26 protein-coding genes are annotated in these 22959 nt (G+C 67.1%); 11 read left to right on the top strand and 15 right to left on the bottom strand.

The genetic code is table 11. From position 1 onward, the window contains the following. Window positions 1-32 precede the first annotated feature (32 nt). Entirely contained in the window at window positions 33-1166 is a 1134-nt protein-coding gene (locus G6N38_RS07040; protein ID WP_163746864.1) for a nitronate monooxygenase, read from the top strand. On the opposite strand, the gene G6N38_RS07035 is transcribed toward G6N38_RS07040, so the two are convergent. Genes G6N38_RS07035 through G6N38_RS07025 form a run of 3 tightly spaced genes read right to left on the bottom strand, consistent with a single transcriptional unit; the run spans window position 1167 to window position 3556 of the window. After that, on the bottom strand, window positions 1167-1787 hold the full coding sequence (locus tag G6N38_RS07035) for a TIGR03085 family metal-binding protein (protein ID WP_163746863.1): 621 nt from the start codon (window positions 1785-1787) through the stop codon (window positions 1167-1169). Window positions 1788-1842: 55 nt separating this feature from the next. Continuing rightward, complete coding sequence (locus G6N38_RS07030) at window positions 1843-2841, bottom strand: sensor histidine kinase (protein ID WP_163751853.1); 999 nt, start codon at window positions 2839-2841, stop codon at window positions 1843-1845. 10 nt (window positions 2842-2851) lie between these two features. Continuing rightward, on the bottom strand, window positions 2852-3556 hold the full coding sequence (locus G6N38_RS07025; RefSeq protein ID WP_163746862.1) for a response regulator transcription factor: 705 nt from the start codon (window positions 3554-3556) through the stop codon (window positions 2852-2854). A gap of 92 nt (window positions 3557-3648) precedes the next feature. On the opposite strand from G6N38_RS07025, the gene G6N38_RS07020 reads away from it, so the two are divergent. Genes G6N38_RS07020 through G6N38_RS07005 form a run of 4 tightly spaced genes read left to right on the top strand, consistent with a single transcriptional unit; the run spans window position 3649 to window position 6730 of the window. Beyond that, entirely contained in the window at window positions 3649-4305 is a 657-nt protein-coding gene (locus G6N38_RS07020) for a glycosyltransferase family 2 protein (protein WP_163746861.1), read from the top strand. Beyond that, window positions 4302-4973, top strand: coding sequence for a TIGR04282 family arsenosugar biosynthesis glycosyltransferase (locus G6N38_RS07015; RefSeq protein ID WP_170314134.1), 672 nt, complete (start codon window positions 4302-4304; stop codon window positions 4971-4973). Before G6N38_RS07020 ends, G6N38_RS07015 begins: the two co-directional genes overlap by 4 nt. Before the next feature lies 1 nt (window position 4974). Next, window positions 4975-5604: a methyltransferase domain-containing protein gene (locus tag G6N38_RS07010; RefSeq protein WP_163746859.1), complete on the top strand. Its 630-nt coding sequence runs from the start codon at window positions 4975-4977 to the stop codon at window positions 5602-5604. Between the two features lie 19 nt (window positions 5605-5623). Beyond that, window positions 5624-6730, top strand: a complete 1107-nt coding sequence (locus tag G6N38_RS07005; protein ID WP_163746858.1) for a molybdopterin-dependent oxidoreductase — start codon at window positions 5624-5626, stop codon at window positions 6728-6730. Window positions 6731-7119: 389 nt separating this feature from the next. Here G6N38_RS07005 and G6N38_RS06995 read toward each other — a convergent pair whose 3' ends face one another. The 5 genes from G6N38_RS06995 to G6N38_RS06975 are packed head-to-tail and all read right to left on the bottom strand — an operon-like array spanning window position 7120 to window position 11303. Beyond that, entirely contained in the window at window positions 7120-8475 is a 1356-nt protein-coding gene (locus G6N38_RS06995; RefSeq protein WP_163746857.1) for a hypothetical protein, read from the bottom strand. Between the two features lie 22 nt (window positions 8476-8497). Next, on the bottom strand, window positions 8498-8899 hold the full coding sequence (locus tag G6N38_RS06990) for a TIGR03668 family PPOX class F420-dependent oxidoreductase (RefSeq protein WP_163746856.1): 402 nt from the start codon (window positions 8897-8899) through the stop codon (window positions 8498-8500). Beyond that, window positions 8896-9765 carry an alpha/beta fold hydrolase gene (locus G6N38_RS06985; protein WP_163746855.1) on the bottom strand — a complete coding sequence of 290 codons (870 nt, stop codon included), beginning with the start codon at window positions 9763-9765 and terminating at the stop codon, window positions 8896-8898. Before G6N38_RS06985 ends, G6N38_RS06990 begins: the two co-directional genes overlap by 4 nt. 39 nt (window positions 9766-9804) lie before the next feature. Then, complete coding sequence (menE, locus tag G6N38_RS06980) at window positions 9805-10950, bottom strand: o-succinylbenzoate--CoA ligase (RefSeq protein WP_220101383.1); 1146 nt, start codon at window positions 10948-10950, stop codon at window positions 9805-9807. Window positions 10951-11000: 50 nt separating this feature from the next. After that, window positions 11001-11303 (bottom strand): DUF3349 domain-containing protein, encoded by a 303-nt coding sequence (locus tag G6N38_RS06975; RefSeq protein ID WP_163746854.1) that lies wholly within the window; start codon window positions 11301-11303, stop codon window positions 11001-11003. Between the two features lie 234 nt (window positions 11304-11537). Between G6N38_RS06975 and G6N38_RS06970 the strand changes: the two genes are divergently transcribed. From G6N38_RS06970 to G6N38_RS06960, 3 genes are read left to right on the top strand one after another with little or no spacing between them, the layout of a single operon-like run. After that, entirely contained in the window at window positions 11538-12794 is a 1257-nt protein-coding gene (locus G6N38_RS06970; RefSeq protein WP_163746853.1) for an inorganic phosphate transporter, read from the top strand. Window positions 12795-12822: 28 nt separating this feature from the next. Then, the gene (locus tag G6N38_RS06965) at window positions 12823-13104 is read left to right on the top strand and encodes a hypothetical protein (RefSeq protein ID WP_163746852.1); all 282 of its coding nucleotides are present in this window, start codon (window positions 12823-12825) and stop codon (window positions 13102-13104) included. A 7-nt stretch (window positions 13105-13111) separates the two neighbouring features. Continuing rightward, window positions 13112-13423 carry a DUF3349 domain-containing protein gene (locus G6N38_RS06960; RefSeq protein ID WP_163746851.1) on the top strand — a complete coding sequence of 104 codons (312 nt, stop codon included), beginning with the start codon at window positions 13112-13114 and terminating at the stop codon, window positions 13421-13423. Here G6N38_RS06960 and G6N38_RS06955 read toward each other — a convergent pair. From G6N38_RS06955 to fadD8, 6 genes are all read right to left on the bottom strand, one after another. Beyond that, window positions 13420-13806 carry a VOC family protein gene (locus G6N38_RS06955; RefSeq protein WP_163746850.1) on the bottom strand — a complete coding sequence of 129 codons (387 nt, stop codon included), beginning with the start codon at window positions 13804-13806 and terminating at the stop codon, window positions 13420-13422. The two genes, G6N38_RS06960 and G6N38_RS06955, sit on opposite strands and share 4 nt — an antisense overlap. A gap of 15 nt (window positions 13807-13821) precedes the next feature. Further along, window positions 13822-14622: an SDR family oxidoreductase gene (locus G6N38_RS06950; protein ID WP_163751851.1), complete on the bottom strand. Its 801-nt coding sequence runs from the start codon at window positions 14620-14622 to the stop codon at window positions 13822-13824. A gap of 75 nt (window positions 14623-14697) precedes the next feature. After that, on the bottom strand, window positions 14698-15600 hold the full coding sequence (locus tag G6N38_RS06945; protein ID WP_163746849.1) for a 1,4-dihydroxy-2-naphthoyl-CoA synthase: 903 nt from the start codon (window positions 15598-15600) through the stop codon (window positions 14698-14700). A 136-nt stretch (window positions 15601-15736) separates the two neighbouring features. Beyond that, window positions 15737-16426 carry an HAD family hydrolase gene (locus G6N38_RS06940; RefSeq protein WP_163746848.1) on the bottom strand — a complete coding sequence of 230 codons (690 nt, stop codon included), beginning with the start codon at window positions 16424-16426 and terminating at the stop codon, window positions 15737-15739. A gap of 86 nt (window positions 16427-16512) precedes the next feature. Next, a complete protein-coding gene (locus G6N38_RS30355; RefSeq protein WP_179968489.1) occupies window positions 16513-17061 on the bottom strand; it encodes a hypothetical protein in 549 nt (182 codons plus the stop codon). A gap of 22 nt (window positions 17062-17083) precedes the next feature. Beyond that, window positions 17084-18685, bottom strand: a complete 1602-nt coding sequence (gene fadD8 / locus G6N38_RS06930; protein ID WP_163746847.1) for a fatty-acid--CoA ligase FadD8 — start codon at window positions 18683-18685, stop codon at window positions 17084-17086. A gap of 94 nt (window positions 18686-18779) precedes the next feature. Between fadD8 and G6N38_RS06925 the strand changes: the two genes are divergently transcribed. Beyond that, window positions 18780-20345 carry a long-chain-fatty-acid--CoA ligase gene (locus G6N38_RS06925; protein ID WP_163746846.1) on the top strand — a complete coding sequence of 522 codons (1566 nt, stop codon included), beginning with the start codon at window positions 18780-18782 and terminating at the stop codon, window positions 20343-20345. Continuing rightward, window positions 20345-21298 (top strand): o-succinylbenzoate synthase, encoded by a 954-nt coding sequence (locus G6N38_RS06920; RefSeq protein ID WP_163746845.1) that lies wholly within the window; start codon window positions 20345-20347, stop codon window positions 21296-21298. The genes G6N38_RS06925 and G6N38_RS06920 overlap by 1 nt, the downstream gene beginning before the upstream one ends. A 9-nt stretch (window positions 21299-21307) precedes the next feature. Here G6N38_RS06920 and G6N38_RS06915 read toward each other — a convergent pair whose 3' ends face one another. Beyond that, complete coding sequence (locus G6N38_RS06915; RefSeq protein WP_163746844.1) at window positions 21308-21862, bottom strand: TetR family transcriptional regulator; 555 nt, start codon at window positions 21860-21862, stop codon at window positions 21308-21310. A 78-nt stretch (window positions 21863-21940) separates the two neighbouring features. On the opposite strand from G6N38_RS06915, the gene G6N38_RS06910 reads away from it, so the two are divergent. Next, window positions 21941-22843 (top strand): SDR family oxidoreductase, encoded by a 903-nt coding sequence (locus tag G6N38_RS06910; protein WP_163746843.1) that lies wholly within the window; start codon window positions 21941-21943, stop codon window positions 22841-22843. Window positions 22844-22959 lie beyond the last annotated feature (116 nt).

Below are 22959 nucleotides of genomic sequence, written 5' to 3'. Positions count from 1 at the left end.
GTAGAGAAGTCGGTTCGGCGCATACTGGGCTCGTGAAGACCGAGATCTGCGACCAATTCGGCATCGATTTCCCCCTGTTCGCCTTCAGTCACTGCCGCGATGTCGTCGCGGCGGTGACCAACGCGGGCGGCTTCGGCGTGCTGGGCGGCACCGCGTTCCGCCCCGACCAACTCGACCAAGAGCTGAGCTGGATCGACGAGCAGGTGAAGGGCAAGCCCTACGGCGTCGACATCATCGTGCCCGCCAAGTTCGAGGGCAAGGGCGAGAACCTGTCGTTCGATCAGCTCGCTGACCGCATCCCCGACGACTTCCGCAATTTCATCGATGAGTTGCTGGTCGCGCATGACATCGACATCAGCGATCAGCCGCGGGTAGCCAGGTCGTCGCTGAGCGGGAACACCGGCGCGAGCCTGCTCGAAGTCGCACTCAATCATCCGATCAAGTTGATGGCCAACGCCCTTGGCGTACCGCCGGACTACATGATCGAAGCCGGCAAGCAGACCGGCATTCCGGTTGCCGCCCTCGTCGGCGCCAAAGAACATGCCATCAAGCAGGTCAACGCGGGTGTCGATCTGATCGTCGCGCAGGGGACCGAGGCCGGCGGCCACTGCGGTGAGGTGACCACCCTGGTGCTCATTCCCGAGGTGCTGGAAGCCATAGCAGCGATTCCTGGTGGCCGCGAGGTGCCCGTGCTGGCGGCCGGTGGGATCGTGACGGGCCGGCAGATGGCCGCGTCGGTGGCCCTCGGTGCCGCGGGTGCCTGGACGGGTTCGGTCTGGCTGACCACCGAGGAGGCCGAGACCGCTCCGCACACCGTGCAGAAGTTCCTGGCCGCGACATCGCGCGATACGATCCGGTCGGCGGGACGCACCGGAAAGCCTTCGCGCCAACTGGTTTCGGATTGGACCGACGCCTGGGCGCCGCACGAGGGCGGTCGGCAGCCGTTGCCGTTGCCGCTGCAGAACATGATCGCCGAGCCGGTGTTGCGCCGGATCGACAAGCTGGCCGAGGGTGGCCATCCGGGGGCTCAGGCGCTGGCGACGTACTTCGTCGGCCAGGGCGTGGGTCTGATGAACAAGGTCAAGCCGGCCCGCGAGGTGGTCTTGGAATTCATCGAGGACTATCTCGCCGCCGCCGAGCGGCTCTGCAGGTCGCTCGAGGACTGATCACAAACCCTTGGGCGCTGCCTGCACCGCTTGCACGATGTCCGGATCGCCGCGGTAGTCGACGCGGGCCAGCCGTCCGGTCGAGAACAGCAGTAGCTCCTCGGGCTTACCGGTCACCGTTACCTCCGGGCCGCGGCCGACGATGAGCACTGTCTCACCGTCGGGGGTGCGCAGCTGCACCCGGGCAGGCATCTTCGACAGGGTGAGCCGGGCCATCATCGTCAGGGTGCGGCGGAGCTTGCCGGCCAGGTCCGAATCCAGGTTCCGCGGTTCCCAGTTCGGCTGGGCGCGGCGAATGTCCTCGTGATGGATGAACATCTCGGCGACATTGGCCACCGAATCGACAAGCTTGAGCGGCGAATACAGCGGCGGGCCGGCGGCCACCTTGTTCACCAGGTCGTCCCATTCGGTGTGCTCAGCCACACCATCCTGGACTCGCGCCGTGTGGCCCGCGAACAGGGGGATCAGGATGCCGGGTGCGGCATCGACACGGTATTCGCGAACCATCAAGTGCGCGGCCAGGTCTCGGGCATCCCAGCCGGCGCACAGGGTCGGTGCATCGGGTCCGACGTCGCGAAGGGCGACGACGAGAGCGGCGCGCTCGCGTTGGGCTACGGACATGTCGATCTCCCTTTCCACTGACGGCGACTGCCGACCTGCTCAGGCTACCGACCGACTACTCGGCCAGCGGCAATCGGACCTCGAATCGAGCCCCATACGCGGTGTTGAGCGCCGACAGTGTCCCGCGGTGCGCCTGAACCAGCCCCGCCGCGATCGCCAATCCCAGGCCCGAACCGCTCGGCAGCGACGAATCCTCACGCGGGACACGGCTATTCGAGCCGCGGTAGGCCACGTCGAAGACGCGCGGTAGGTCGGCTTCGTCGATGCCGACCCCGGTGTCATCCACCCGGGCCCACGCGCCGTCCGCGTCGGTGCCCAGCGCCAGCGTCACCGTCCCGCCCGACGGTGTGTGTGCGATCGCGTTGGCCACCAAGTTGGACAGCACCCGAACCAGAGCGCGGTCGCTCCCGATAACGGGCACCGGGTCGTCGGGCACAGTTGCCACCAGGCTCACCCCGGAGCGCTCGGCGGCGATCTTGTGGGCGGCCATCACGTCGTCGATGACCTCGTCAAGTGCCACCTTGTCGTATGGCGCGTGGACGGCGCCGGCATTGATCTTCGACATCTCGAACAGGTCGTCGACCATTTCGGAGAGCCGGACCGATTCGTGCTCAATATGTTTGGCTTGCGCCCGAATCTCGCCACCGCTGACCACCCCGTCGGCGATTGCCTCGGCCAACGCCTGGATACCGGCTAGCGGGGTGCGCAGGTCATGGCTGACGAACGCAACCAGCTGCCGTCGGGACTGTTCGGCCATCCGTTCGGACTCGCGAATTTCCTTTTCCCACACCGTCCGTCGGGCTTGATAGCGCGCCAGCATCACCGCCGCAGGCAGCGTCACGATCGCCACGATGAGCAACACGACGGCGATCGACGCGAACGTACTGGTGATCATGAAACCGCTGGCGCCCAACACGCCGGTCAGCGTGGCCAGTGTCGGGATCAGCACCAGTACCGCCATGGTGACCGTCATCGACCAGGATCGGGCCAGCCGAATCACCAAGGCGCCGAGCAGGACCACCGGCAGCGAACATGCCAGTGCCAGTACCGCCATCCGGGCGAGGTCATGCGGTGGCACGGTCACCGCCGCCGGCCGCGGAGTGCCACAGATAGCCACGGCCCCAGACCGTTTGCACGCGGTGGTGCTCGCCGAGTTTGGAGCGCAGACGCTTGATGTGCACGGTGACCGTCGACAAGTCACCGAATTCCCAGTGCCACACCATCTGCAGCAACTGCTCGCGGGAGAAGACGGTGTCGGTGTGGGTGAGGAAGAACAGCAGCAGGTCGAATTCGCGGTTGGTCAGGCCGACCTGTGCACCCGCGACGTGGACGGTTCGCGTCGCGGTCGACACCGTCAGATCACCGACGGTGACCTCCAGCGGTAGCGGTGCCACCGGCGACGGCGCCCGCCGCAGCACCGAACGCACCCGCAGCGCCAGCTCGCGCGGGCTGAACGGCTTGGTCACGTAGTCGTCGGCGCCAGCCTCCAGGCCGGCGATGCGGTCGTCCTCCTCGCCGAGCGCGGTCAGCAGGATCACCGGGACGCTGAAGTCACCGCCCTGGCGCAGCGTCCGGCACAGCGACAATCCGTCCGGCCCGGGCATCATCACGTCCAGCACCGCCACGTCGATGCGCTCGGTCCCCAGGATGCGCAGCGCCTCGCTTCCGTCCCCGGCAACGCTCACCTCCAGGCCGTCCCGCTCGAGGTAGCGTCGCACCACATCGCGCACGACGGTGTCGTCGTCGGCGATCAGAACCCGGGCCAGCATAACTGAGAGGTTAACGAACACCGGCCTCTACCTGCAGCGATGTCATTCTTTTGTCATCCATCCGCGCGCACATCCGGATTAGGTTGGGCGCTATGCCCAAGGGCCCGGTCACGGTGGTGCTGCCCTGCCTCAATGAAGCCGACTCGCTGCCGGCCCTGCTCGCCGCCATACCCGCTGGTTATCGCGCTCTGGTCGTTGACAACAACAGCACCGACGGCACTGCGGAGGTGGCCCGGCGACACGGCGCGGAGGTCGTCGGCGAGAGCCGGCCGGGATACGGGTCGGCCGTGCACGCCGGGGTGCTGGCCGCCCAGACGCCGATCGTCGCCGTGCTCGACGGCGACGGTTCGCTGGATCCGGCCGACCTGCCGCGGATGGTCGCCGCACTGGAGCGCGGTGCCGACATGGTGACGGGACGCCGCCGACCGGTGCGCGGCCTGAAGTGGCCGTGGCATGCGCGGTTGGGAACCGCGGCGGTGTGCTGGCGGCTGCGCACCCGGCATCGGCTTGAAGTGCACGACATCGCGCCGATACGGGTGGCGAACCGAGATGCTTTGCTGGCGCTCGGAGTGACCGATCGCCGTTCGGGGTATCCGCTCGAATTACTGGTCCGCGCCGCGGCCGCGGGATGGCATGTGGTGGAGGTCGATGTGGAGTACGGCCCGCGCACTGGGGGCACGTCGAAAGTCAGCGGCTCGGTGCGGGGAAGTGTCACCGCGGCGGTCGACTTCTGGAAAGCAATCTCGTGACACCCGACCCGATACCGATCACCGTGCTGGTGGTGGCCAAGGCTCCGGTGCCCGGGCAGGCCAAGACACGACTGGCCGCCACGCTGGGCGAGCGGGCCGCCGCTGACATCGCCGCCGCGGCCCTGCTGGACACGCTCGATGCCGCTGCCGCGACGCCGGTCACGCACCGCGTGGTCGCTCTGACCGGAGATCTGGAGCGGGCGTGCCGGGCTGGTGAAATCCGTGACCGGCTCGCCGCGTTCGCCGTCGTCGAACAGCGCGGCGACGGCTTCGCTGACCGACTGGCCAACGCTCACGCCGACGCCAGCGCGATAACCGGCCGCCGGCCGGTATTGCAGATCGGGATGGACACCCCGCAGGTGCGCGCCGAACTGCTCACCGATTGTGCGCGTCTGCTGCTGAGGGTGCCGGCTCTGCTCGGAATGGCGTGCGACGGCGGATGGTGGGTGCTCGGTGTTGCCGACGCCGCTACCGCCGACTGCGTGCGTGGCGTGCCGATGTCGCAAGCCGACACCGGGGCAGCAACGCTTGCCGCATTGACGCACACCGGCATTTCCGTGCGCCTCGTTCAAGAACTCCACGACGTCGACATCGTCGACGACATCCCGCCAGTCCGCGCGGCATGCCCGGCATCGAGCCGGTTCGCTCTAGCCACCCAAGGGGTCTGAAATGTTGGGACAGCTCTACGACAGGGCATTGACCGGCGAGCGATGTTGGTTGCGCCACGACGACGGCCGGGTACATCGTCTTCCGGTCCGCAGCTGGCTGGGTGGCCACGGCGCGGACGCCGTGTTCGACGCGGCGGTTGTGGCGCTGTGTGACGGGCCGACGATCGACTTGGGTTGTGGCCCAGGGCGGTTGGTGGCCGATCTGATCCACCGCGGAATTCCCGCTCTCGGGGTGGATCAGTCGGCGACGGCGGTTCGCCTGGCGCGGCGCAGCGGCGCCCCCGCCCTGCTGCGTGATGTGTTCGAGCCGCTGCCCGGCACCGGTCGTTGGCAGACGGTGCTGCTCGCCGACGGCAACGTCGGCCTGGCCGGCGACCCACGCCGGATCCTGCGGCGGGCCAGCGAGCTGTTGCGGGTGGGCGGTCACTGTGTCGCCGAGTTCGATCCGGGCACGGCCGGAATACGGGCCGGCTGGGTTCGATTGGAATCCTCCCGAACTGTCGGGCCCTGGTTCAGGTGGGCTTCGGTGGGTGTCGATTGCGCGGCTGGACTGGCCGCGGAGGTTGGTCTGGCGTTGGTCGGGTTTCACCCGATCGGCGAACGTGTCGTGGCTACACTCGCTCTGGCGTGACGCCGCAGATGGGAAATCCATGATGGCTTCCTTACGTAGTACCGCGGTGACGGCCCGGGTCGGGGTCGCCCTCGGGGTGGCGGTCGCGATCTGTTTCGCCACGGGTTTGATCAGCCACTTCATTCAGCACCCGCAGCCGTGGTTCTTCTGGCCGACCCGTCCGGTCTGGCTGTACCAGCTGACGCAGGGCCTGCACGTGATCTCGGGTATTGCCGCGATTCCGCTGCTGGTGGTCAAATTGTGGTCGGTCTACCCCAAGCTGTTCGAGCGGCCCATCATCGGCGGGCTGATCCGTCAGATCGAGCGCGCGTCGATCCTGGTTCTGGTGGGCTCCATGATCTTTCAGCTCTCGACCGGAATTATGAACATCGCGCAGTGGTATGCGTTCAGGTTCTTCTTCACCACCAGCCACTACGCGATGGCCTATGTGGCGACCGGCGCGGTGATCGTGCACATCGGCGTGAAGTTGCCGGTGATCCGCCGAGCCCTCGGTGAGCCGCTCGAGCAGCTCCCGGCCGGTGCGCCACGCGGCGGCCCCAGCCGTCGCGCAGTGCTGGTCGGAACCGGGCTGGCCGTTGGCGTCGCTACGATCATGACTGCCGGACAGACGATTCCGTGGCTGCGTAAGGTCTCGTTGCTGGCGCCGCGATCGGGTGACGGACCCCAGGGCGTGCCGGTCAACCGGTCGGCATTCGCCGCGGGCGTGCTGGGTAGCGCGCGATCCTCCGACTATCGGCTCACCGTCGTCAACGGGTCCACCACGAAGACGTTCACCCTCGACGAGCTTGCGGCGATGCCACAGACCACCCACCGGCTGCCCATCGCGTGTGTCGAAGGCTGGAGCGCCGCCGCCGAGTGGACCGGGGTGGTACTGGCAGACCTACTCAAAGAAGTCGGCGGTGAACCGGCTTCCGATGTCCGGATGATCTCGCTGGAACCGCCGGGACCGTACTCCCGCACAGTGCTGCCCGCGCGGCACACCCGGGACGCGCAGACACTGATCGCGCTGAAGCTCAACGGTCAAACCCTGGACCTCGACCACGGCTACCCATGTAGGCTGATCGCGCCGACGAGACCCGGTGTGCTGCAGACAAAATGGCTGTCCAGAATCGAGGTGGTGACGTGACGTCGACACGAGTGTTCCTTGTCGCTCTGGGAGTGGCGCTGGGCGCCTACGGGGTCATGCTGGTGTCGGACAACTCCCGCGATGTCATCGTTCGCATTGTGGTGTGGGCGCTGATCGGGGTGCTCCTGCACGACGCGGTGTTCGCGCCGGTGTGCCTGGCCCTGGGCTTCGCCGGGCGACGGCTGCTGCCAAGTAAGTGGTGGACGCCGGTGCTGGTGGCTGCGCTGCTGACGGTCGTTCTGGTGCTGCTGGCGATTCCGGTCTACGACAAGCCGGGGCTGCACCTGGATAACCTCAGTGTGCTGGATCGCGATTATGAAGCCGGTTTCTGGATCGCGCTGGCGGTGGTGTGGGGCGCCGCACTGCTCTACTTGGTCGGCGACCGGGTGCTACCAGTTCGTGAGGATGACGTGGTTGAGCACCAGGGCGCCGATCACGTTGAGGCTCAACCACCATCGCTGGGCCCGGACCGGAAGCAGGGCGCCGGCGGCGGTGAGCCAGACCTCGAACGGTAACCAGATCCGTTCCGTCTCGGCCTTGGACAGCATCGACAGGTCGGCGAACAGGATGGCCGTCAGTGCGGCCAGCACCACCAGATGCAGCCCCGAGCGCCGCCTGATCGCCGGGATATCGAACACCCGCCCCACCCCCGCGACGCTGCCCAATCCGATCGCGCACACCACCGAGGCAAGGTTGGCCCAGCTCCAATACTGGAACGGCCGATTGAGTGCGATGCCCTGCCAATAGCGCTGCTGGACAAGGGTGTATCCGTCGAACCACCAGAATCCGGCGACGGCGAACGCGCCAACGACCGTGACCGCGGCCAGTGCCGCGGGAACCAGCGTATGAACCGCATCACGCCAGGACACCGCGCAGATGAGCACCGCCACCGCGGGAATAGCCATCAGCGCCAGTCCGTAGTTGAGGAAGATCGCCCAGCCCAGCACTCCACCGGCCGCCACCGCGGTCAACATCGGCCAGCGCACGGTCCGGCGAACCGCCAAGGCCAGCAAGGCAACACCCCAGGCCGCCACACCGGCGAAGTACCCGTCGGCGGACACCGCGATCCAGATAGCGGTCGGGGCAACGGCGACGAACGGCGCCGCCAGCCGGGCGGTCTCTTCACCGCTGAGGGCCCGCACGGCCACCACGATCGCGGCAGCGGCGGACGACCCGAACAGCAGGCACCACAGACCGGCCCACGCGCCGCCGCCCAGCCCGATGCGATCCAGCCAGACGAACGTCAACAACGCGCCTGGCGGATGACCGGAGACGTGGGTGATCCACGAATTCGGCTGGAAATCGAGAATGCGGCTAGCGAACGTCCGGACCGCGTCGGGGATGTCGGTGATTGTTGGCACCTGGCGCAGGTACTCGTGGCGAGCGGTGAGCCGGCCGGCGAAGCCGCGCTGCCAGCCGTCGACCATCGCCAGGGCGAATGCCCACGAGAACGACGTCGCCCACGTCACCCACGTCAGCCACCGCCAGGACAGCCGTGTGGCGATCGAAGCTCCCCACACCACGGCCGCCGCGCCGATCAGGATCGCCGGAACCGTGCCCCAGCCGACGTGGGCGTTCCACCAGCCGAAGATCGGCGCCGTATCGGCGAAGTTCTTGATCTCATCCGGCGAGCTGTTGATCAGCGGCGTGACGATGCCCAGGTGCAGGTGCGGAATGACGAACGCAGCAACCACCAGCAGTACGCCGATGGTGACCGCGACCGCATCCTTGCGACCGATGCTCACAAGTCCCCAGCGTACGGGCGGCTCAGCCGCCCCAGGACGACCACTGATCGACGTCCACCGCGATCACCGGACCGTTGAGCGGAACATCGTGATATTGGTGGTATTTCGTACGCAGTAGCTCGTAGCCACGTTCGCACACCGAACCGTCGTAGTGGATCGTCGCGATCCCGTCGGCGCGCACCCACCACAGCTGCGACCAGTCGTCGTCGTAATGGTCGACCAGGATGCTCACCCGTGGGTTGGCCTCGATATTGGCCAGCCGCCGGAGTCGATGGGTGGTTTTCGGCTTGCCGTCCACCGCGGTGTAGATGGTGGACTCGGCCACGGCGAACACGATCGGCACCAGATGCGGGGGACCGTCGGGAGTGACCGTGGCCAGCCTGGCGACCTTCGCGGTCGCAAACTGGGCGGCAGGGCTGGTCACACCTGGGTGGCGGGCTGCTCGATATCGGCGGCGGCAGTCGTGGAGATGAAGTCGTCGATCAGCTCGACCACTTCGATGGGCCGCTCAGCTTGCGGGAAGTGCCCAACCCCAGGCAGCACCTCGAGCCGGACGTCGGGGCGCGCCGCGTGTGCGGCGTAGGCGTGCTCGACGGGAATGATGGCGTCCTGATCACCCCAGATGACCATGACCGGCACATCGGCGACGTGCAGCCGATTCAATGCGCTGACGGCCTGCCCGCGGTAGTCGACCACTGACCGCAGCGTGCGCAGGAACGCCTGCCGGGTCTCGGCGTCGGCGAAGGAACTGTAGGCATTCCAGATCTCCGCGCCTCGCGGCGACTGAACGCCCAGCTTGCCGAACAATGACCGCACCCGTTCACCGGCGGTCACCACCGGTGGGGGCGCGATGAGCGGCATGATCAGCTCGGCTCCGGGAGCCGACAGCAGTCGCAGTGTCCACCCGACGTCCGGTCCCAGTCCGCCGCTGTTCATCAGGATCAGCCGCTGGCAGTAGTTGGGGTGCTGGTAGACGAATTGCATCGCGATTCCGCCGCCCAGCGATTGCCCCACCACGGTGGCCTGGGTGACCCCGAGTTCGTCGAGCAGGTCGCGCAGCGACACCGCGAACGCTCCCAGCGAGTAGTCGCTGCGTGGTTTGGCCGAACTGCCATGACCGAGCAGGTCAGGGGCGATCACCCGATATTTACGTGACAGCGGGCCCAACATGGAGCGCCAGGTCTGCGAGCTGCCGGCCATCCCGTGCAGCAGCAGAATCACTTCGCCCTGGCCCTCGTCCAGGTAGGCCACCCGGTCACCGTGCAGGTCGAGAAACTTCAGCTCGTCCATACTTTCTTGTCCCCTTTATGTGGCTGTGCCAACCATTGTTCACCAGCCGTAGCCGCCGGGTAGGTCGCCGCCGTTGGCGAACCGCTCGCGCAGCGCCCGGCGGTCCAGTTTTCCGATGCCGCGGCGGGGCAGCTCGTTGACAATGTGCAGCTCACGGGGGGCGGCCGTCGGGTCAAGGGACTGTGTCAGATACTCCCGGATGTCCTGAAGTGTCGGTTCGACCACACCGGTCACGAGCACAACCGCAGCGGCCACCCGCTCGCCGAGCCGATCGTCCTCAAGGCCGAACACCGCGCAGTCGGCAATCGCCGGATGCCGCGACAGCACCGTCTCGACCGGTGCGGGCATGACGGTCAGCCCGCCGGTGCTGATCGCTTCGTCTACCCGGCCGAGAACCGTCAGGCTGCCGGCCTCGTCGAGGATGCCGAGGTCATCGGTACGAAACCAGCCGGGTTCATCGAAGGGATCCGGCTCCGGCCGGTTGCGGTAGCCCAGCGCCAGTGTCGGCCCGCCGATGACGATGCGGCCTTCGCCAGGCTCGGCGCCGTCGTCGAGTCGGATCGTCACCCCGTCCAGCGGCACCCCGTCGTAGACGCAGCCGCCGGCGGTTTCGCTGGAGCCGTATGTGCGCACCACCGCGATACCCGCGGCCGCTGCACCCTCCAGGACGGGTCGGGGAGCGGGACCACCCCCGAGCAGGACCGCGTCGAGTTCGCCCAGCGCCGCGGTGGCCTCGGGGTGGAGCAAGGCCTTGGCGAGCTGGGTCGCGACCAGCGCGGTGTAGCGCCGGCCGGAGCCGAGTTGCGCGATGGCCGTGGGCAATTCAGTGGCATCGAAGCCCGCGGAGATGTCCAGCTCGATGGGTACCGTGCCGGCCTGCAGGCTGCGTACGAGTACCTGTATCCCGGCGATGTGGTGCGCGGGCAGGGCCAGGAGCCAGTTGCCCGGGCCGCCGAGGCGATCGTGGGTGGCCGCGGCGCTGGCGATCAGCGCTGCCGGTGTGAGCATCGCACCCTTGGGTGTGCCGGTGGTTCCCGACGTCGACACCACCAGTGCGACGTCGTCGTCGATCTCCTCACCGACCCGCAGAGATGTTGTCAGCAACTCACTTTCACGCAAGTCGCCGGCAGGGATGGGGACCAGGGGCGCGTCACGTCCGTCGAGGACGCCGGCCAAGGCGGCCATCACGGATTGCGCCGACGGACCGGGTGGGATCGCGAGTGCTCGCAGAGTGGTTATTCGATGTCCTCACTGTCTCGCGGATCATCCAGCGGCCACCCGTAGGCGGCGAGCTTGTCATGAACCCGCTCGATGTCATCGGGGGTAGGCAATGTGTCGGTGATCTCGGTGATCAGCACCGCGATGTCGATGTGGTCGAAGTCCCCGCGTTCGAGAAGCTCCCGGGCGACCACGATGACCTCGTCGTCGCCCAGTCTCCTGCGCAACAGGGCAAATAGCGGCACCTGGTCGGGATCGGGCACCCCCTCGGGGTAGCCGGCTTTGATCCAGGCCACGATCTTGGTGAGGAATTTTGTCACCGTGGCATCTCCCTTGCGGGGGGCGTGTGAAGGCGCCCAATGGACTACGAGAATCCTAATATCGGCGCATAAGCGCCGCGCCCTACCCTGTACCCCCGATCCGTCGGCCCAGACGAACCGGGGAAGACCTTCAGGTTAACAGCCAGTGAATAGCTGCAGGACAGTCGCAAATACGCAGTTCGAGGACTTTTGGCCGCTGGTCAAACGGGCCCTTCAACCACCAGAATCTGACTCATGAGCACGGAGATGATCATCCTGGTGTTGCTGATCGCCACCGCACTGGCTTTCGACTTCACCAACGGATTCCACGACACCGGCAACGCCATGGCGACGTCGATCGCCACGGGTGCGCTCAAGCCCAAGACCGCGGTGCTGTTGGCCGGCGTCCTGAACCTGGTTGGCGCGTTCCTCTCCGTCGAGGTTGCCGTCACGGTGACGACGTCGGTTCTCAAGGTGCAAGACGCCAAGACCGGTCACCTGCTGTCAGGCATCGACGCGTCAACGGGATTGACCATCATCTTCGCCGGCCTGATCGGCGGCATCTTGTGGAACCTGCTGACCTGGCTGTTCGGCATTCCGTCCAGCTCCTCGCACGCCCTGTTCGGTGGTCTCATCGGAGCCGGTCTGGCCGCGCTCGGGAGCAACGGCGTCAACTGGAGCGGTGTCACCCAGAAGGTGCTGATCCCGGCGATCGCCGCACCGGTGATCGCGGGTGTGGTGGCGGCCTGCGGCACCTGGCTGGTGTACCGAATCACCCGCAAGGTGCTGGCGCGGCGACGCGAGGAGGGTTTCCGCTGGGGCCAGATCGCGACCGCCTCGCTGGTGGCGCTGTCGCACGGCACCAACGACGCGCAGAAGACCATGGGTGTCATCGCGCTCGCCCTCATCACCACCGGCCACCTCACCGGTGATGTGAAGAAGGACGGCCTGCCGTTCTGGATCATCCTGAGCTGCGCGCTGGCCATCGGGCTTGGCACCTACATCGGCGGCTGGCGGGTCATCCGAACGCTGGGCAAGGGTCTGGTCGAGATCGAGTCACCGCAGGGCCTGGCCGCCGAAGCATCCTCGGCCGCAATCATTTTGAGCTCCAGCGCCGCGGGCATGGCGCTGTCCACCACCCACGTCGCCACCGGCTCGATCCTCGGTAGCGGCGTCGGCAAGCCCGGCGCCGAGGTGCGCTGGGCGGTCGCGGGCCGGATGGCGGTGGCCTGGCTGGTCACCCTGCCCGCCGCCGCTCTGGTCGGAGCGCTGGCGTACTGGCTGTCCTACGTCATCAAGGACGTCACCAACTCCCAGCTGATGGGCGACGGCGTGATCTTCCTGATCCTGGTCGCGCTGTCCGGCTACATGTGGTGGCGTGCCCAGCAGCAGAAGGTGGACCACAACAACGTCAACGCCGACTGGGACACCTCCACCAACTCGGTGGTGCCGGCCGACGTGCGGGCTGCCGCCAAGGACGCCAAGCCCGCCGAGCCCAAAGCCTCGGTCTGATCGCCGCGACAAGTAAAGGACACTGTCGATGACGTATTTCGAGTCCATTCTCAAGGTGCTGGTCGTGGGCCTGGTTCTGGGCGCGGGCCTGCCGGCGCTGTTCGCCAGCGGCATGCTGGCCTACTCCTTCGGCGCCGGCGGCGAAGAAGCCGACCATGCGATCCACAAGCCCAACCCGGCGCTGAAGTACCTGGGGATTCTGCTGTTCATCTTCGTCTCCCTGGTGATCGTGACGGCCGTCGCCTGGATCACCCGGGCCACGATCATCCATCACTTCGGTGTCGACCTCTTCCCGATGCTCAAGAAGTGAGGCTGAGATGACTATCGAACAGCAGCGGCCCCCCTTCCTCGAGAACGTCCTGGATTGGTTGCACAAGGGCTACCCAGAAGGTGTTCCGCGCAAGGATTACTACCCCCTGCTAGCTCTCCTGAAGCGGTCCTTGTCGGAGGACGAGGTCATCCAGGCGGCCCAATCGATCTTGCGCGCAGCGGATTTCGCGACTCCGGTCACCGACGATCAGATCCGCGACGCTGTCCGCGAGGTCATCGAGAAGGAACCCACTCCCGAAGAGCTGAATCAGGTTGCGGGTCGGCTGGCCTCGGTGGGCTGGCCGCTCGAATCGCACTAATCGCGGGTATCGCGCCGTAGCGGATGGTCCTCGGGAACCTGCACGAAGATCAACGTCATCCCGTCCGGATCGCTGACATGCATCTCATGCAGACCCCACGATTCGCGCCGGGCCTCCCGGGCGATCTCCACACCGCGGTCGCGCAAATCCTGTTGGGTTGAGTAGAGATCGCGGACCTGCAGCCACAGCGAGACCGGTAGCGGGGCGCCGCGATGTTCGGGTGCGCCGTGACCGGCAAGCTCGATCAACGACTGGCCGGCGTAGAAGACGGTGCCGCCGCTGTACTCGCGGGCGATGGCCAGTCCGAGCGCGTCGCGGTAGAAGGACACCGAGCGTGCGTAATCCGCTGGCCGGAGCAGCATCCGGCTCGCGAGGATCTCCATGCCGTTGTGTTTACCTCAGTTGGGCTGCAGGCGCTGACGCTTCATCACCCGGCTGATGACACCGGGTGCGACGATGTCCAGCGCGCGGGCCGTGACGGCCATCCGGGGGGCAATCCGCACCGGGCGGTGCCGGGCGGCGTCGATCATCCATTGCCCGGCCTCTTCGGCGGTCAGCGCGGCCAGGCCGTCGTAGGCCTTGGTCGGCGCGATCATCGGGGTGGCCACCAGCGGGTAATACAACGTCGTCGAATGCACGCCGTGGCCCGACCATTCGGTTTCGATGACCCGGCTGACCGCGCTGAGTGCGGATTTCGAGGCGTTGTAGACGCCGAACAGGGGGGAGGCTTCGCTGAACACCCCCCACGTCGCGACGTTGATGATGTGGCCGTCGCCGCGCTCGATCATGGCGGGCGCCAGCCCGCGGATGAGCCGCAGCGGCGAGAAGTAGTTCAGCGTCATCGTGCGCTCGACGTCGTGCCAGCGGTCGAGCGATTCGGCCAGTGGCCTGCGGATCGACCGCCCGGCGTTGTTCACCAGGATGTCGACAGCGCCGACGTCGTTCGCCAGCGCGTCGACGGCGTCCAGATCGGATAGGTCGCAGGCAATCGCGCTGGCTGCACCGCCTGCGGCGGTGATGCGGTCGACGACCTCGCCGAGCAGATCAGCCCGCCGGGCGACCACCACGACATCGCACCCTTGCGCGGCGAACAACTCGGCGCCGGCCGCGCCGATGCCCGACGACGCGCCGGTCACCAGCACCCGCTTGCCGCGCAGGTCGATGTTGATACCCGTCGGCATGCTCAGCGGCGGACGCATCCCGGTCAGGGCGATGGCATCGGTCAGTCTGCGGCGCAGGGGATTCACGGCTGGAGTCTATGCCCGCCGAAATCGCTAGAAGTACCGCGGGAACGGGGTCCAATCCGGGTCGCGCTTCTCCAGGAATGCGTCGCGGCCCTCGACGGCCTCGTCGGTCATATAGGCCAGCCGGGTGGCCTCCCCGGCGAACAGTTGCTGTCCCACCAACCCGTCGTCGAGCAGGTTGAAAGCGAACTTCAGCATGCGCTGGGCCTGAGGCGACTTGCCGTTGATCTCCTTGGCCCACTGCACGGCCACGTTCTCCAGCTCGGCGTGGTCGACGACCTCGTTGACCGCACCCATCCGGTGCATCTGCTCGGCCGTGTACGGGCGCCCCAGGAAGAAGATCTCGCGGGCGAACTTCTGCCCGACCTGGCGCGCCAGGTAGGCGCTGCCGTACCCGCCGTCGAAGCTGCCGACGTCGGCGTCGGTCTGCTTGAACCGGGCGTGCTCGCGGCTGGCCAGGGTGAGGTCGCAGACCACGTGCAGGCTGTGCCCGCCACCGGCTGCCCACCCATTGACCAGGCAGATGACGACCTTGGGCATGAACCGGATGAGCCGTTGCACCTCCAGGATGTGCAGCCGCCCGGCGCGCGCCGGATCGACGGTCTCGGCTGTTTCGCCGGCGGCGTACTGATAACCGCTGCGGCCGCGGATGCGCTGGTCGCCACCGGAGCAGAACGCCCAGCCGCCGTCCTTGGCCGACGGCCCGTTGCCGGTCAACAGCACCACGCCGACATCGGGCGACATCCGGGCGTGGTCGAGCGCGCGGTACAGCTCGTCGACGGTGTGCGGACGGAAGGCGTTGCGCACCTCGGGCCGGTCGAAGGCCACCCGCACCGTTCCGTCGGAGATGTGGCGGTGGTAGGTGATATCAGTCAGATCCTCGAAGCCATCGATGGCGCGCCATTGCGATCCGTCAAACGGGTTGTCAGTCAAGGGTTTTGAACTCCATTCTCGGTCAGTGGGTCAAATCGGAACACCGTGCTCCGGCCGGTGTTCGTCATGAAGTTGACGCCGGTGAGGACCAGGGCGGTCCGATGCGCTCGGTGTCGGCCATGGGAAAAACCTACGCCTAGAGCCCGATACCGCGGTCGTGCAGTGCGTCGATCAGCCCGGTCGGACGCTCGGCGACGGGCAGCGGGTCGACCAGAATGAAATCGCAGCCGACGTCGCGGGCGGCCCCGTCGTTCTCTTGGCTGTCGCCGACCATCACGGTCTCGCCGGCGGCGACGCCGAGGCGCTGCAGCGCGATGTGGAAGATCCGCGGATCCGGTTTGACCACACCGACTTCGAAGGACAGCACGAACTCGTCGGCATCGGCGCCTGCGGTCCGGAACGCCGGGCGGATGTCGAACGCGATATTGGAGACGATCGCGGTGCGCAGGCCATGCGACTTCAGCGACCGCAACGCCTCGACGGTGTCGGGGTAGGGCACCCAGGACGCGGGGTCGACGGCTTGCCGGTACAGCGCCTCGGCGTGGTGGTCGGGCAGGCCGGCGTCGCGCAGCGTGTGAAGGTAGGCCTCACGGTGCAGGGCGGGGGCGAGGTCGCGGTTGACCCAGGCTCGGTGGGCTTCCTCGGTCCTGGTCACCGAGCCGCCGGTGGGATGGGTGAGCCGTTCCATCAGCTCGGCTTGCAGGTGCTCGTCGACCGCGCGACGGCCGTCGTCATCGATCAGTTCCATGCCAGTGAACCAGCTGTCGTCCTCTTCGAGGCGAAACAGGGTGCCGGAGAAGTCGAACAGTACGGCGCTGATGGGCATGCCACCATGCTGCCAGTGCGCGAGCGTAACGCCATGGCGGGTTCTGGCTGATTCCCGCCCTCAGGTTGCTCTCGACGAAAGATCGCTCAGGGGCCGGGATCGGTCCAGGTGGGCTGCGTCAAACCGGGTGCGTTCGAAGCCGGCGCGGGGTGATGCGCGCGCTGCACTCCCGGAAACATGGACGGACCTCGGTAGTAAGCCCACAACAGCACCAGTGCGAACAGACCCGCGACAAACGCGACCTGGAGCGCCATCAGCAGGATGCGGACGGCTCGCGGCGTGACCTTGGGGTGCACCTTCGGGGCCGGTTTTGCCGACTTCACCGGTACGGCCGGCTGGTCTTTGCCGCGCAGGAACTGCATCACCACATCGGTAGCCCGGCTGTGCTGTTCCCGGTCCACATAGAGCGCCACGCCGCGGTCGGCGGCGCCTTTCAGTCCGCTCCGGCCGGCGATGTATGCGCCAACGTCCGCGTCGTGCAGGAGTGCGAGAACCGGTGCGGCATGGGCCGATTCGAGCTCGGCGAGGATCACCCAGGTGTCAGCCCACACATCATTGTCCTGACCGCCGGGCGGCAGCCAGAACATCAGGTCGCGCTCTTTGAGGTACTCGAGCGGGATGACCCGGGACAGCATCAGTCAAGTATGCGCCGCCGACCTAGCCGATGGCGCGTGATGAGCCTTCCCAGAACTGCGCCCGAACTGCCTTCTTGTCCGGTTTGCCCAGTGCGGTCACCGGCACCGAGTCGACGACGATCACCTGCTTGGGGGCCTGCACCGAACCCTTGCGGTCCTTGACCGCGGCCTGGATCTCGGCGGTCAGCTGCGCCACCGAGTCGTCGTCGCCGGGGTGCTCGGGTCGCAGCACGATCACCGCGGTGACGGCCTCGCCCCACTTCTCGTCGGGCGTACCGATCACGCACACCTGCGCGACGGCCGGATGCTCGGCGACGACGTCCTCCACTTCGCGCGGGAACACGTTGAACCCGCCGGTGACGATCATGTCCTTGACCCGGTCGACGATGAACCAGAAGCCGTCTTCGTCCTCGCGCGCCATATCGCCGGTGTGCAGCCAGCCATCCTTGAACGCCTTGGCCGTCTCCTCCGGCAGATTCCAGTACCCGCCGGACAGCAGTGGACCGGAGACACAGATCTCGCCGACCTCGCCTTGGGCCACCTCCTTGCCGTCGGCGTCCAGCAGCGCGGTGCGGGCGAACAGGGTGGGCCGTCCGCAGGAGGTCAGCCGCTTCTCGTCATGATCCTTCTTGGCCAGATAGGAAATCACCATCGGAGCCTCGGACTGCCCGTAGTACTGGGCGAAGATCGGGCCGAACCGGCGGATCGCCTCGGCCAGCCGCACCGGGTTCATCGCCGAGGCGCCGTAGTAGACGGTCTCCAGCGACGACAGGTCGCGGGTGTGTGAATCGGGATGATCCATCAGCGCGTAGATCATCGACGGCACCAGCATCGTCGCGGTGATCTTCTGCTCCTCGATCACCCGCAGCACCTCGGCCGGATCGAACTTTGTCAGCACCACCAGCTCGCCGCCCTTGACGACGGTCGGCACAAAGAACGCGGCCCCGGCATGCGACAGCGGGGTGCACATCAGGAACCGCGGGTTGTCCGGCCACTCCCACTCGGCGAGCTGAATGGTCGTCATCGAGGTGATCGATTGCGCGGTACCCAGCACACCTTTGGGCTTACCGGTGGTGCCGCCGGTGTAGGCCATGCCGCCGACATGATCGGGGGCCAGATTGGCCGCCACCAACGGTTTCGGCGGGTACTTGGCGGCCTCGGCGATCAGGTCCACCGCCGAATCGCCGAGTGCCTCGGGAACCGGGCCGAGGGTCAAGACCTGCTTGAGCGCGGGCACCTTCTCCAGCAGACCTTGGGCCCGTTCGATGAACATCGGGTTGGGGTCGATGATCAGCGACGTCACCCCGGCGTCGTTGAGGACGTACGCGTGGTCATCGAGGGAACCGAGAGGGTGTAGTGCCACCCGCCGGTACCCCTGGGTCTGGCCGGCCCCGATGATCATCAGCACCTCGGGCCGGTTCAGCGACAGTAGCCCCGCCGTCGCGCCGGATCCCGCGCCGAGCGCCTCGAACGCCTGAATGTACTGGCTGATGCGGTCGGCGAGCTCGCCACCGGTCAGCGTGGTGTCGCCAAGATGTAGCACTGGCTTGTTCTTATTGCGCTTCAGCGCGCCGACCGTCAGGTGCCCGGAATGAATGGGATGGCGCAGCAGCTCGTCACTCATGGCGTCCACACTAGAACGTGTTCCAGATTTGATGGAAGGGGTGCCGTTTTCGAAGGCTGGCTCACCGGCAACCTGACGTGGCACTCTGGCCGGTATGCGAGCACCCGAACCGCGCTTTCTCGACGACCGGCCGGCTTACTGGGCGCAGCACAAGGCCGACCGCGAAGCGGTCAGCTACCTCGGCCGCAGCTGGACCTGGGCGCAGTGGAACGAGCGGATCCGCCGGCTGGCCGGGGCATTGGTGGAGCGCGGCATCGGGCGCGGTGATGTGGTGGCATTCCTGGACAAGAACCACCCGGCCTGCATCGAGCTGCAGCTGGCGGCGGCCTCGATCGGCGCGGCCACCGCTGTCATCAACTTCCGGTTGGCCGGCGACGAGATGGACTACGTTCTCAACGATTCCGGCGCCAAACTGTTGATCGTCGGTACCGAGCTGATCGGGGCGGTCGACAAGATCCGCGCCAAGCTGACCAATGTCGAGGATGTCATCGAGGTGACGCCCGAAGGTGCGGACGGCGACCAGTATGAAGCACTGCTGGCCGCTGGCACCCCGGCCGGGCGCCCCGCCGGGGTCGACCCTGAGGACACCTGCCTGATCATGTACTCGTCGGGCACCACAGGCCGGCCCAAGGGTGTCGTGCTGTCCCAGCGAAATATCTTGGCGCACACGATCAATGCCGCCACCTTCGAGTTCGGCCCGGATGACAAGAACATGGTGGCGATGCCGCTGTTCCACGTTGGTGGGTCGGCCTACGTGCAGTACGGCATTCACGCCGGCGTCCCGACCGTCATGACGCGCGAAGCCGACGGCGCTTCGCTGGCCGGCGCGCTGCTGCAAGGGGCGAACCGCACCTTCCTGGTGCCCGCGGTGCTGGGCAAGGTGCTGGATTCAGGTGAGGATGCGGTCGCACTGTTCAGTGGGCTGCGGACGTTCGTCTACGGTGCCTCGCCGATGCCGCCGGCATTGCTGAAGTCGGCGCTGAAGGCATGGCCGGACACCGACTTCATCCAGGTGTATGGGCTGACCGAGGTGTGCGGTTCGATCACCCAGCTCTCCCCGGAGGTGCACCGCGACGATTCGCGCCCGGAACGAATGCTCAGTGCCGGCCGCCCAGCCCGTGAGGTGGAGGTGCGAGTGGTCGACGTCGAGACGCTCGCTGAGGTGCCGACTGGCCAGCCCGGCGAATTATGGTTCCGCACACCGCAGTTGATGAAGGGCTATCACAACAAGCCGGAGGCCACCGTCTCGGCGATCACCGAGGACGGCTGGTTCCGCACCGGTGACGTCGGCCGCGTCGACGAGGACGGTTTCATCTTCGTCGAGGACCGGCTCAAGGACATGATCATCTCCGGCGGGGAGAACATCTACTCCGTCGAGGTCGAGCGGGTGCTGACCGACCATCCCGCGGTGCTCGACGCGGCGGTGTTCGGCATTCCCGACGACAAGTGGGGCGAGTCGGTCAAGGCGGTCGTTGAATTATCTTCTGGTGGCGAGACGTCCGAGGCCGAGCTGATCGCCTGGTGCCGGGAGCGGCTGGCGCACTACAAGTGCCCGCGTAGCGTGGAGATCTCTGAGGCGCTGCCGCGCAATCCAACCGGCAAGCTGCTCAAGCGCGACCTGCGCACGCCGTACTGGGAGAACCGCGGCCGCGCAATCTGATGGCGGTAGCGCTGGATGATCTGTTGGAGCGCCTGCACGTGGTCGCGTTGCCGATGCGGGTGCGGTTTCGCGGCATCATGATTCGCGAAGTGGCGCTGATCGAGGGGCCGACGGGCTGGGGTGAGTTCGGCGCATTCGTCGAATACGAACCACCCGAGGCCGCACACTGGTTGGCGTCGGGAATTGAATCTGCCTACGGCACAAGACCTCCCGTCGTACGCGATGTCATACCGATCAACGCCACGGTTCCAGCGGTGCCCGCCGCGCACGTGCCCGAGGTGTTGGAGCGTTTTCCGGGGGCCCGCACCGCCAAGGTCAAGGTGGCTGAGCCGGGACAGTCGCTGGCCGACGACGTCGCTCGGGTGAACGCCGTCCGTGCGCTGATCCCGACCGTACGAGTGGACGCCAACGGCGGATGGACGGTCGAGCAGGCGGTGGCTGCCGCGGCCGCGCTCACTGCCGATGGACCGGTGGAATACCTCGAACAGCCTTGCAAGAGCGTGGACGAGCTGGCTGAGGTGCGTCGGCGGGTGGCGATCGCGGTGGCCGCCGACGAGAGCATCCGCAAGGCCGCCGACCCGTTGGCTGTGGTGCGGGCGCGGGCCGCTGACATCGCGGTGCTCAAGGTGGCTCCGCTGGGCGGGGTCGCCGCGCTGTTGGGCATCGCCGCCGAGATCGACATTCCGGTGGTGATTTCCAGCGCGCTGGACACCGCGGTCGGTATCGCGGCCGGGCTGGCCGCCGCGGGTGCGTTGCCCCGGCTGGAGCATGCCTGCGGGCTGGGCACCGGCGGGCTGTTTGTCGAGGATGTCGCCGACATCGCGCCAGTCGACGGCGGCCTGCCCGTCGGCGACGTGACGCCCGATCCGGCGCGCCTCGCTGCGCTCGCCGCGCCGGCCGGGCGCCGCGACTGGTGGATCGCCCGCGTCCGCGAATGCCATGCGCTGCTGTGACTCCTCGAGCTAGACGCCGGCCTTGAGGTCGTCGATCGCGGCGCGCACGAAGTACGCCAGGTCGCGGTCGTCGGCGGCCAGCCACTGCTCGAAGGCCAGGTGAAATACCGAAGCCCCGGCTTCGCCGGTGAGGCGGGCGGTCGGCTCGGCCACGCCGCGCTGCAGCAGGCCGTCGGCCATCGCGGCCGACAGTGCCGCGCGCTTGGTCAGCTCGCGTTCCTGTAGTGCGGGGTTGGCGTCGATCACCGCTTGCCGCAGCCGCGATACTTCCCGCCGGCCGTCGAAGAACTCCGCAGTCGCCTGCAGACCGTTGCTGACTGCTGATAGGGGATTGGCCGAATCAGGAGCTTCGACAACACCTTTCGTCAGATGTTCCAGCAGCGGCCGCTGGCCGGCGAAGAGCACTTCACGCTTGTCGGCGAAGTATCGGAAGAAGGTGCGCTCGGTCAGCCCGGCCCGCTCGGCGATCTCGGCGACCGTCGTCTGGTCGAACCCGCGCTCGGTATACAGCGCCAGGGCCGCCTGTTGCAGGCGGCCCTGTGCATCCGGCTCCCAGCGGCCCATGGGGGAATTTTAGCGGGATGACAGTTGCTGACATCACCGTTAGAGTCTGATGACAGCGACTGACATGGAGGTTGTGCCATGAAACTATTCGTCACCGGAGCATCCGGTTGGGTTGGCTCGGCGGTGGTGCCTGAACTGCTTGGCGCCGGCCATCAGGTGCTCGGGCTGGCCCGCTCCGATGCGTCCGCCGACGCGCTCGCCAAGGTGGGCGCCGATGTTCACCGCGGCGATCTCGCGGACTTGGACAGCCTGCGCAGTGGCGCCAAAGCCGCGGACGGCGTCATCCACCTGGCGTTTCACCACGATTTCGACAACTTCACCGATGCGGGCGAACTCGACCGCCAGGCCATCACCGCACTCGGCGAGACACTGGCCGACTCCGGCCGGCCGCTGGTCATCACGAGTGGGACGGCCGGGCACGCGGTGGGCCAGGTCCTCACCGAGGATCAGCCGGCCAACCCGCAGTCGCCTCGCGTCTCCGAGCAGGCGGCGCTGGCCTTCGCTGATCGCGGGGTGCGAGTGTCCATCGTGCGACTTGCTCCGACGGTGCACGGCAACGGCGACCACGGCTTCGTCCCACGATTGATCGATATCGCCAGGGATACGGGCGTGGCGGCCTACGTCGGGGACGGTGCTAACCGCTGGTCGGCAGTCCATCGCGATGACGCCGCTGTCCTGTTCCGGCTGGCTGTTGAAGCACCCACCGGAAGCGTCCTGCACGCTATCGGCGAAGAAGGCGTCCCCACCCGCGATATCGCCGCGACCATCGGGCGCCACCTCGCCCTGCCCGTCACCAGCGTCGCTCCCGAGCGCGCGATCGAGCACTTCGGTTGGCTCGGAGCATTTTTCGCACTCGACATCCCGGCCAGCAGCGCCATCACTCGCCAGCGGCTCGGCTGGCAGCCCACCGGGATCGGTCTGCTCGAGGACCTTGATCAGGGCCACTACTTCGCCACCCACGCCAACCGGCCATCGGCTTGAGATGTGCTGCGTCCGGGTGATGAGTTCGCCGGCTAGGGCATCGACAGGACCCTCGGGCGCGGCGGCAGTGTCACGGTTTAACTGGTCCGCCGTGAGTCGGACACCTTCGCGCTGAA

Origin of the sequence: Mycolicibacterium helvum, assembly GCF_010731895.1 — a bacterium.
GTDB classification, from domain to species: Bacteria; Actinomycetota; Actinomycetes; order Mycobacteriales; family Mycobacteriaceae; genus Mycobacterium; species Mycobacterium helvum.
Note: the sequence above shows the minus strand (reverse complement) of the source record. Positions and strands in the feature narration are given on the sequence as shown.

Coding starts and splice junctions, on each gene's coding strand:
- G6N38_RS06910 (WP_163746843.1), top strand. CDS start 21,941: ATGAAACTATTCGTCACCGGAGCATCCGGTTGGGTTGGCTCGGCGGTG.
- G6N38_RS06925 (WP_163746846.1), top strand. CDS start 18,780: ATGCGAGCACCCGAACCGCGCTTTCTCGACGACCGGCCGGCTTACTGG.
- G6N38_RS07005 (WP_163746858.1), top strand. CDS start 5,624: ATGATGGCTTCCTTACGTAGTACCGCGGTGACGGCCCGGGTCGGGGTC.
- G6N38_RS06965 (WP_163746852.1), top strand. CDS start 12,823: ATGACGTATTTCGAGTCCATTCTCAAGGTGCTGGTCGTGGGCCTGGTT.
- G6N38_RS30355 (WP_179968489.1), bottom strand. CDS start 17,061: ATGCTGTCCCGGGTCATCCCGCTCGAGTACCTCAAAGAGCGCGACCTG.
- G6N38_RS06915 (WP_163746844.1), bottom strand. CDS start 21,862: ATGGGCCGCTGGGAGCCGGATGCACAGGGCCGCCTGCAACAGGCGGCC.
- fadD8 (WP_163746847.1), bottom strand. CDS start 18,685: ATGAGTGACGAGCTGCTGCGCCATCCCATTCATTCCGGGCACCTGACG.
- G6N38_RS07010 (WP_163746859.1), top strand. CDS start 4,975: ATGTTGGGACAGCTCTACGACAGGGCATTGACCGGCGAGCGATGTTGG.
- G6N38_RS07020 (WP_163746861.1), top strand. CDS start 3,649: ATGCCCAAGGGCCCGGTCACGGTGGTGCTGCCCTGCCTCAATGAAGCC.
- G6N38_RS06970 (WP_163746853.1), top strand. CDS start 11,538: ATGAGCACGGAGATGATCATCCTGGTGTTGCTGATCGCCACCGCACTG.
- G6N38_RS06920 (WP_163746845.1), top strand. CDS start 20,345: ATGGCGGTAGCGCTGGATGATCTGTTGGAGCGCCTGCACGTGGTCGCG.
- G6N38_RS07030 (WP_163751853.1), bottom strand. CDS start 2,841: ATGGCGGTACTGGCACTGGCATGTTCGCTGCCGGTGGTCCTGCTCGGC.
- G6N38_RS07025 (WP_163746862.1), bottom strand. CDS start 3,556: ATGCTGGCCCGGGTTCTGATCGCCGACGACGACACCGTCGTGCGCGAT.
- G6N38_RS06960 (WP_163746851.1), top strand. CDS start 13,112: ATGACTATCGAACAGCAGCGGCCCCCCTTCCTCGAGAACGTCCTGGAT.
- menE (WP_220101383.1), bottom strand. CDS start 10,950: ATGGCCGCCTTGGCCGGCGTCCTCGACGGACGTGACGCGCCCCTGGTC.
- G6N38_RS07035 (WP_163746863.1), bottom strand. CDS start 1,787: ATGTCCGTAGCCCAACGCGAGCGCGCCGCTCTCGTCGTCGCCCTTCGC.
- G6N38_RS06985 (WP_163746855.1), bottom strand. CDS start 9,765: ATGGACGAGCTGAAGTTTCTCGACCTGCACGGTGACCGGGTGGCCTAC.
- G6N38_RS06955 (WP_163746850.1), bottom strand. CDS start 13,806: ATGGAGATCCTCGCGAGCCGGATGCTGCTCCGGCCAGCGGATTACGCA.
- G6N38_RS06940 (WP_163746848.1), bottom strand. CDS start 16,426: ATGCCCATCAGCGCCGTACTGTTCGACTTCTCCGGCACCCTGTTTCGC.
- G6N38_RS06950 (WP_163751851.1), bottom strand. CDS start 14,622: ATGCGTCCGCCGCTGAGCATGCCGACGGGTATCAACATCGACCTGCGC.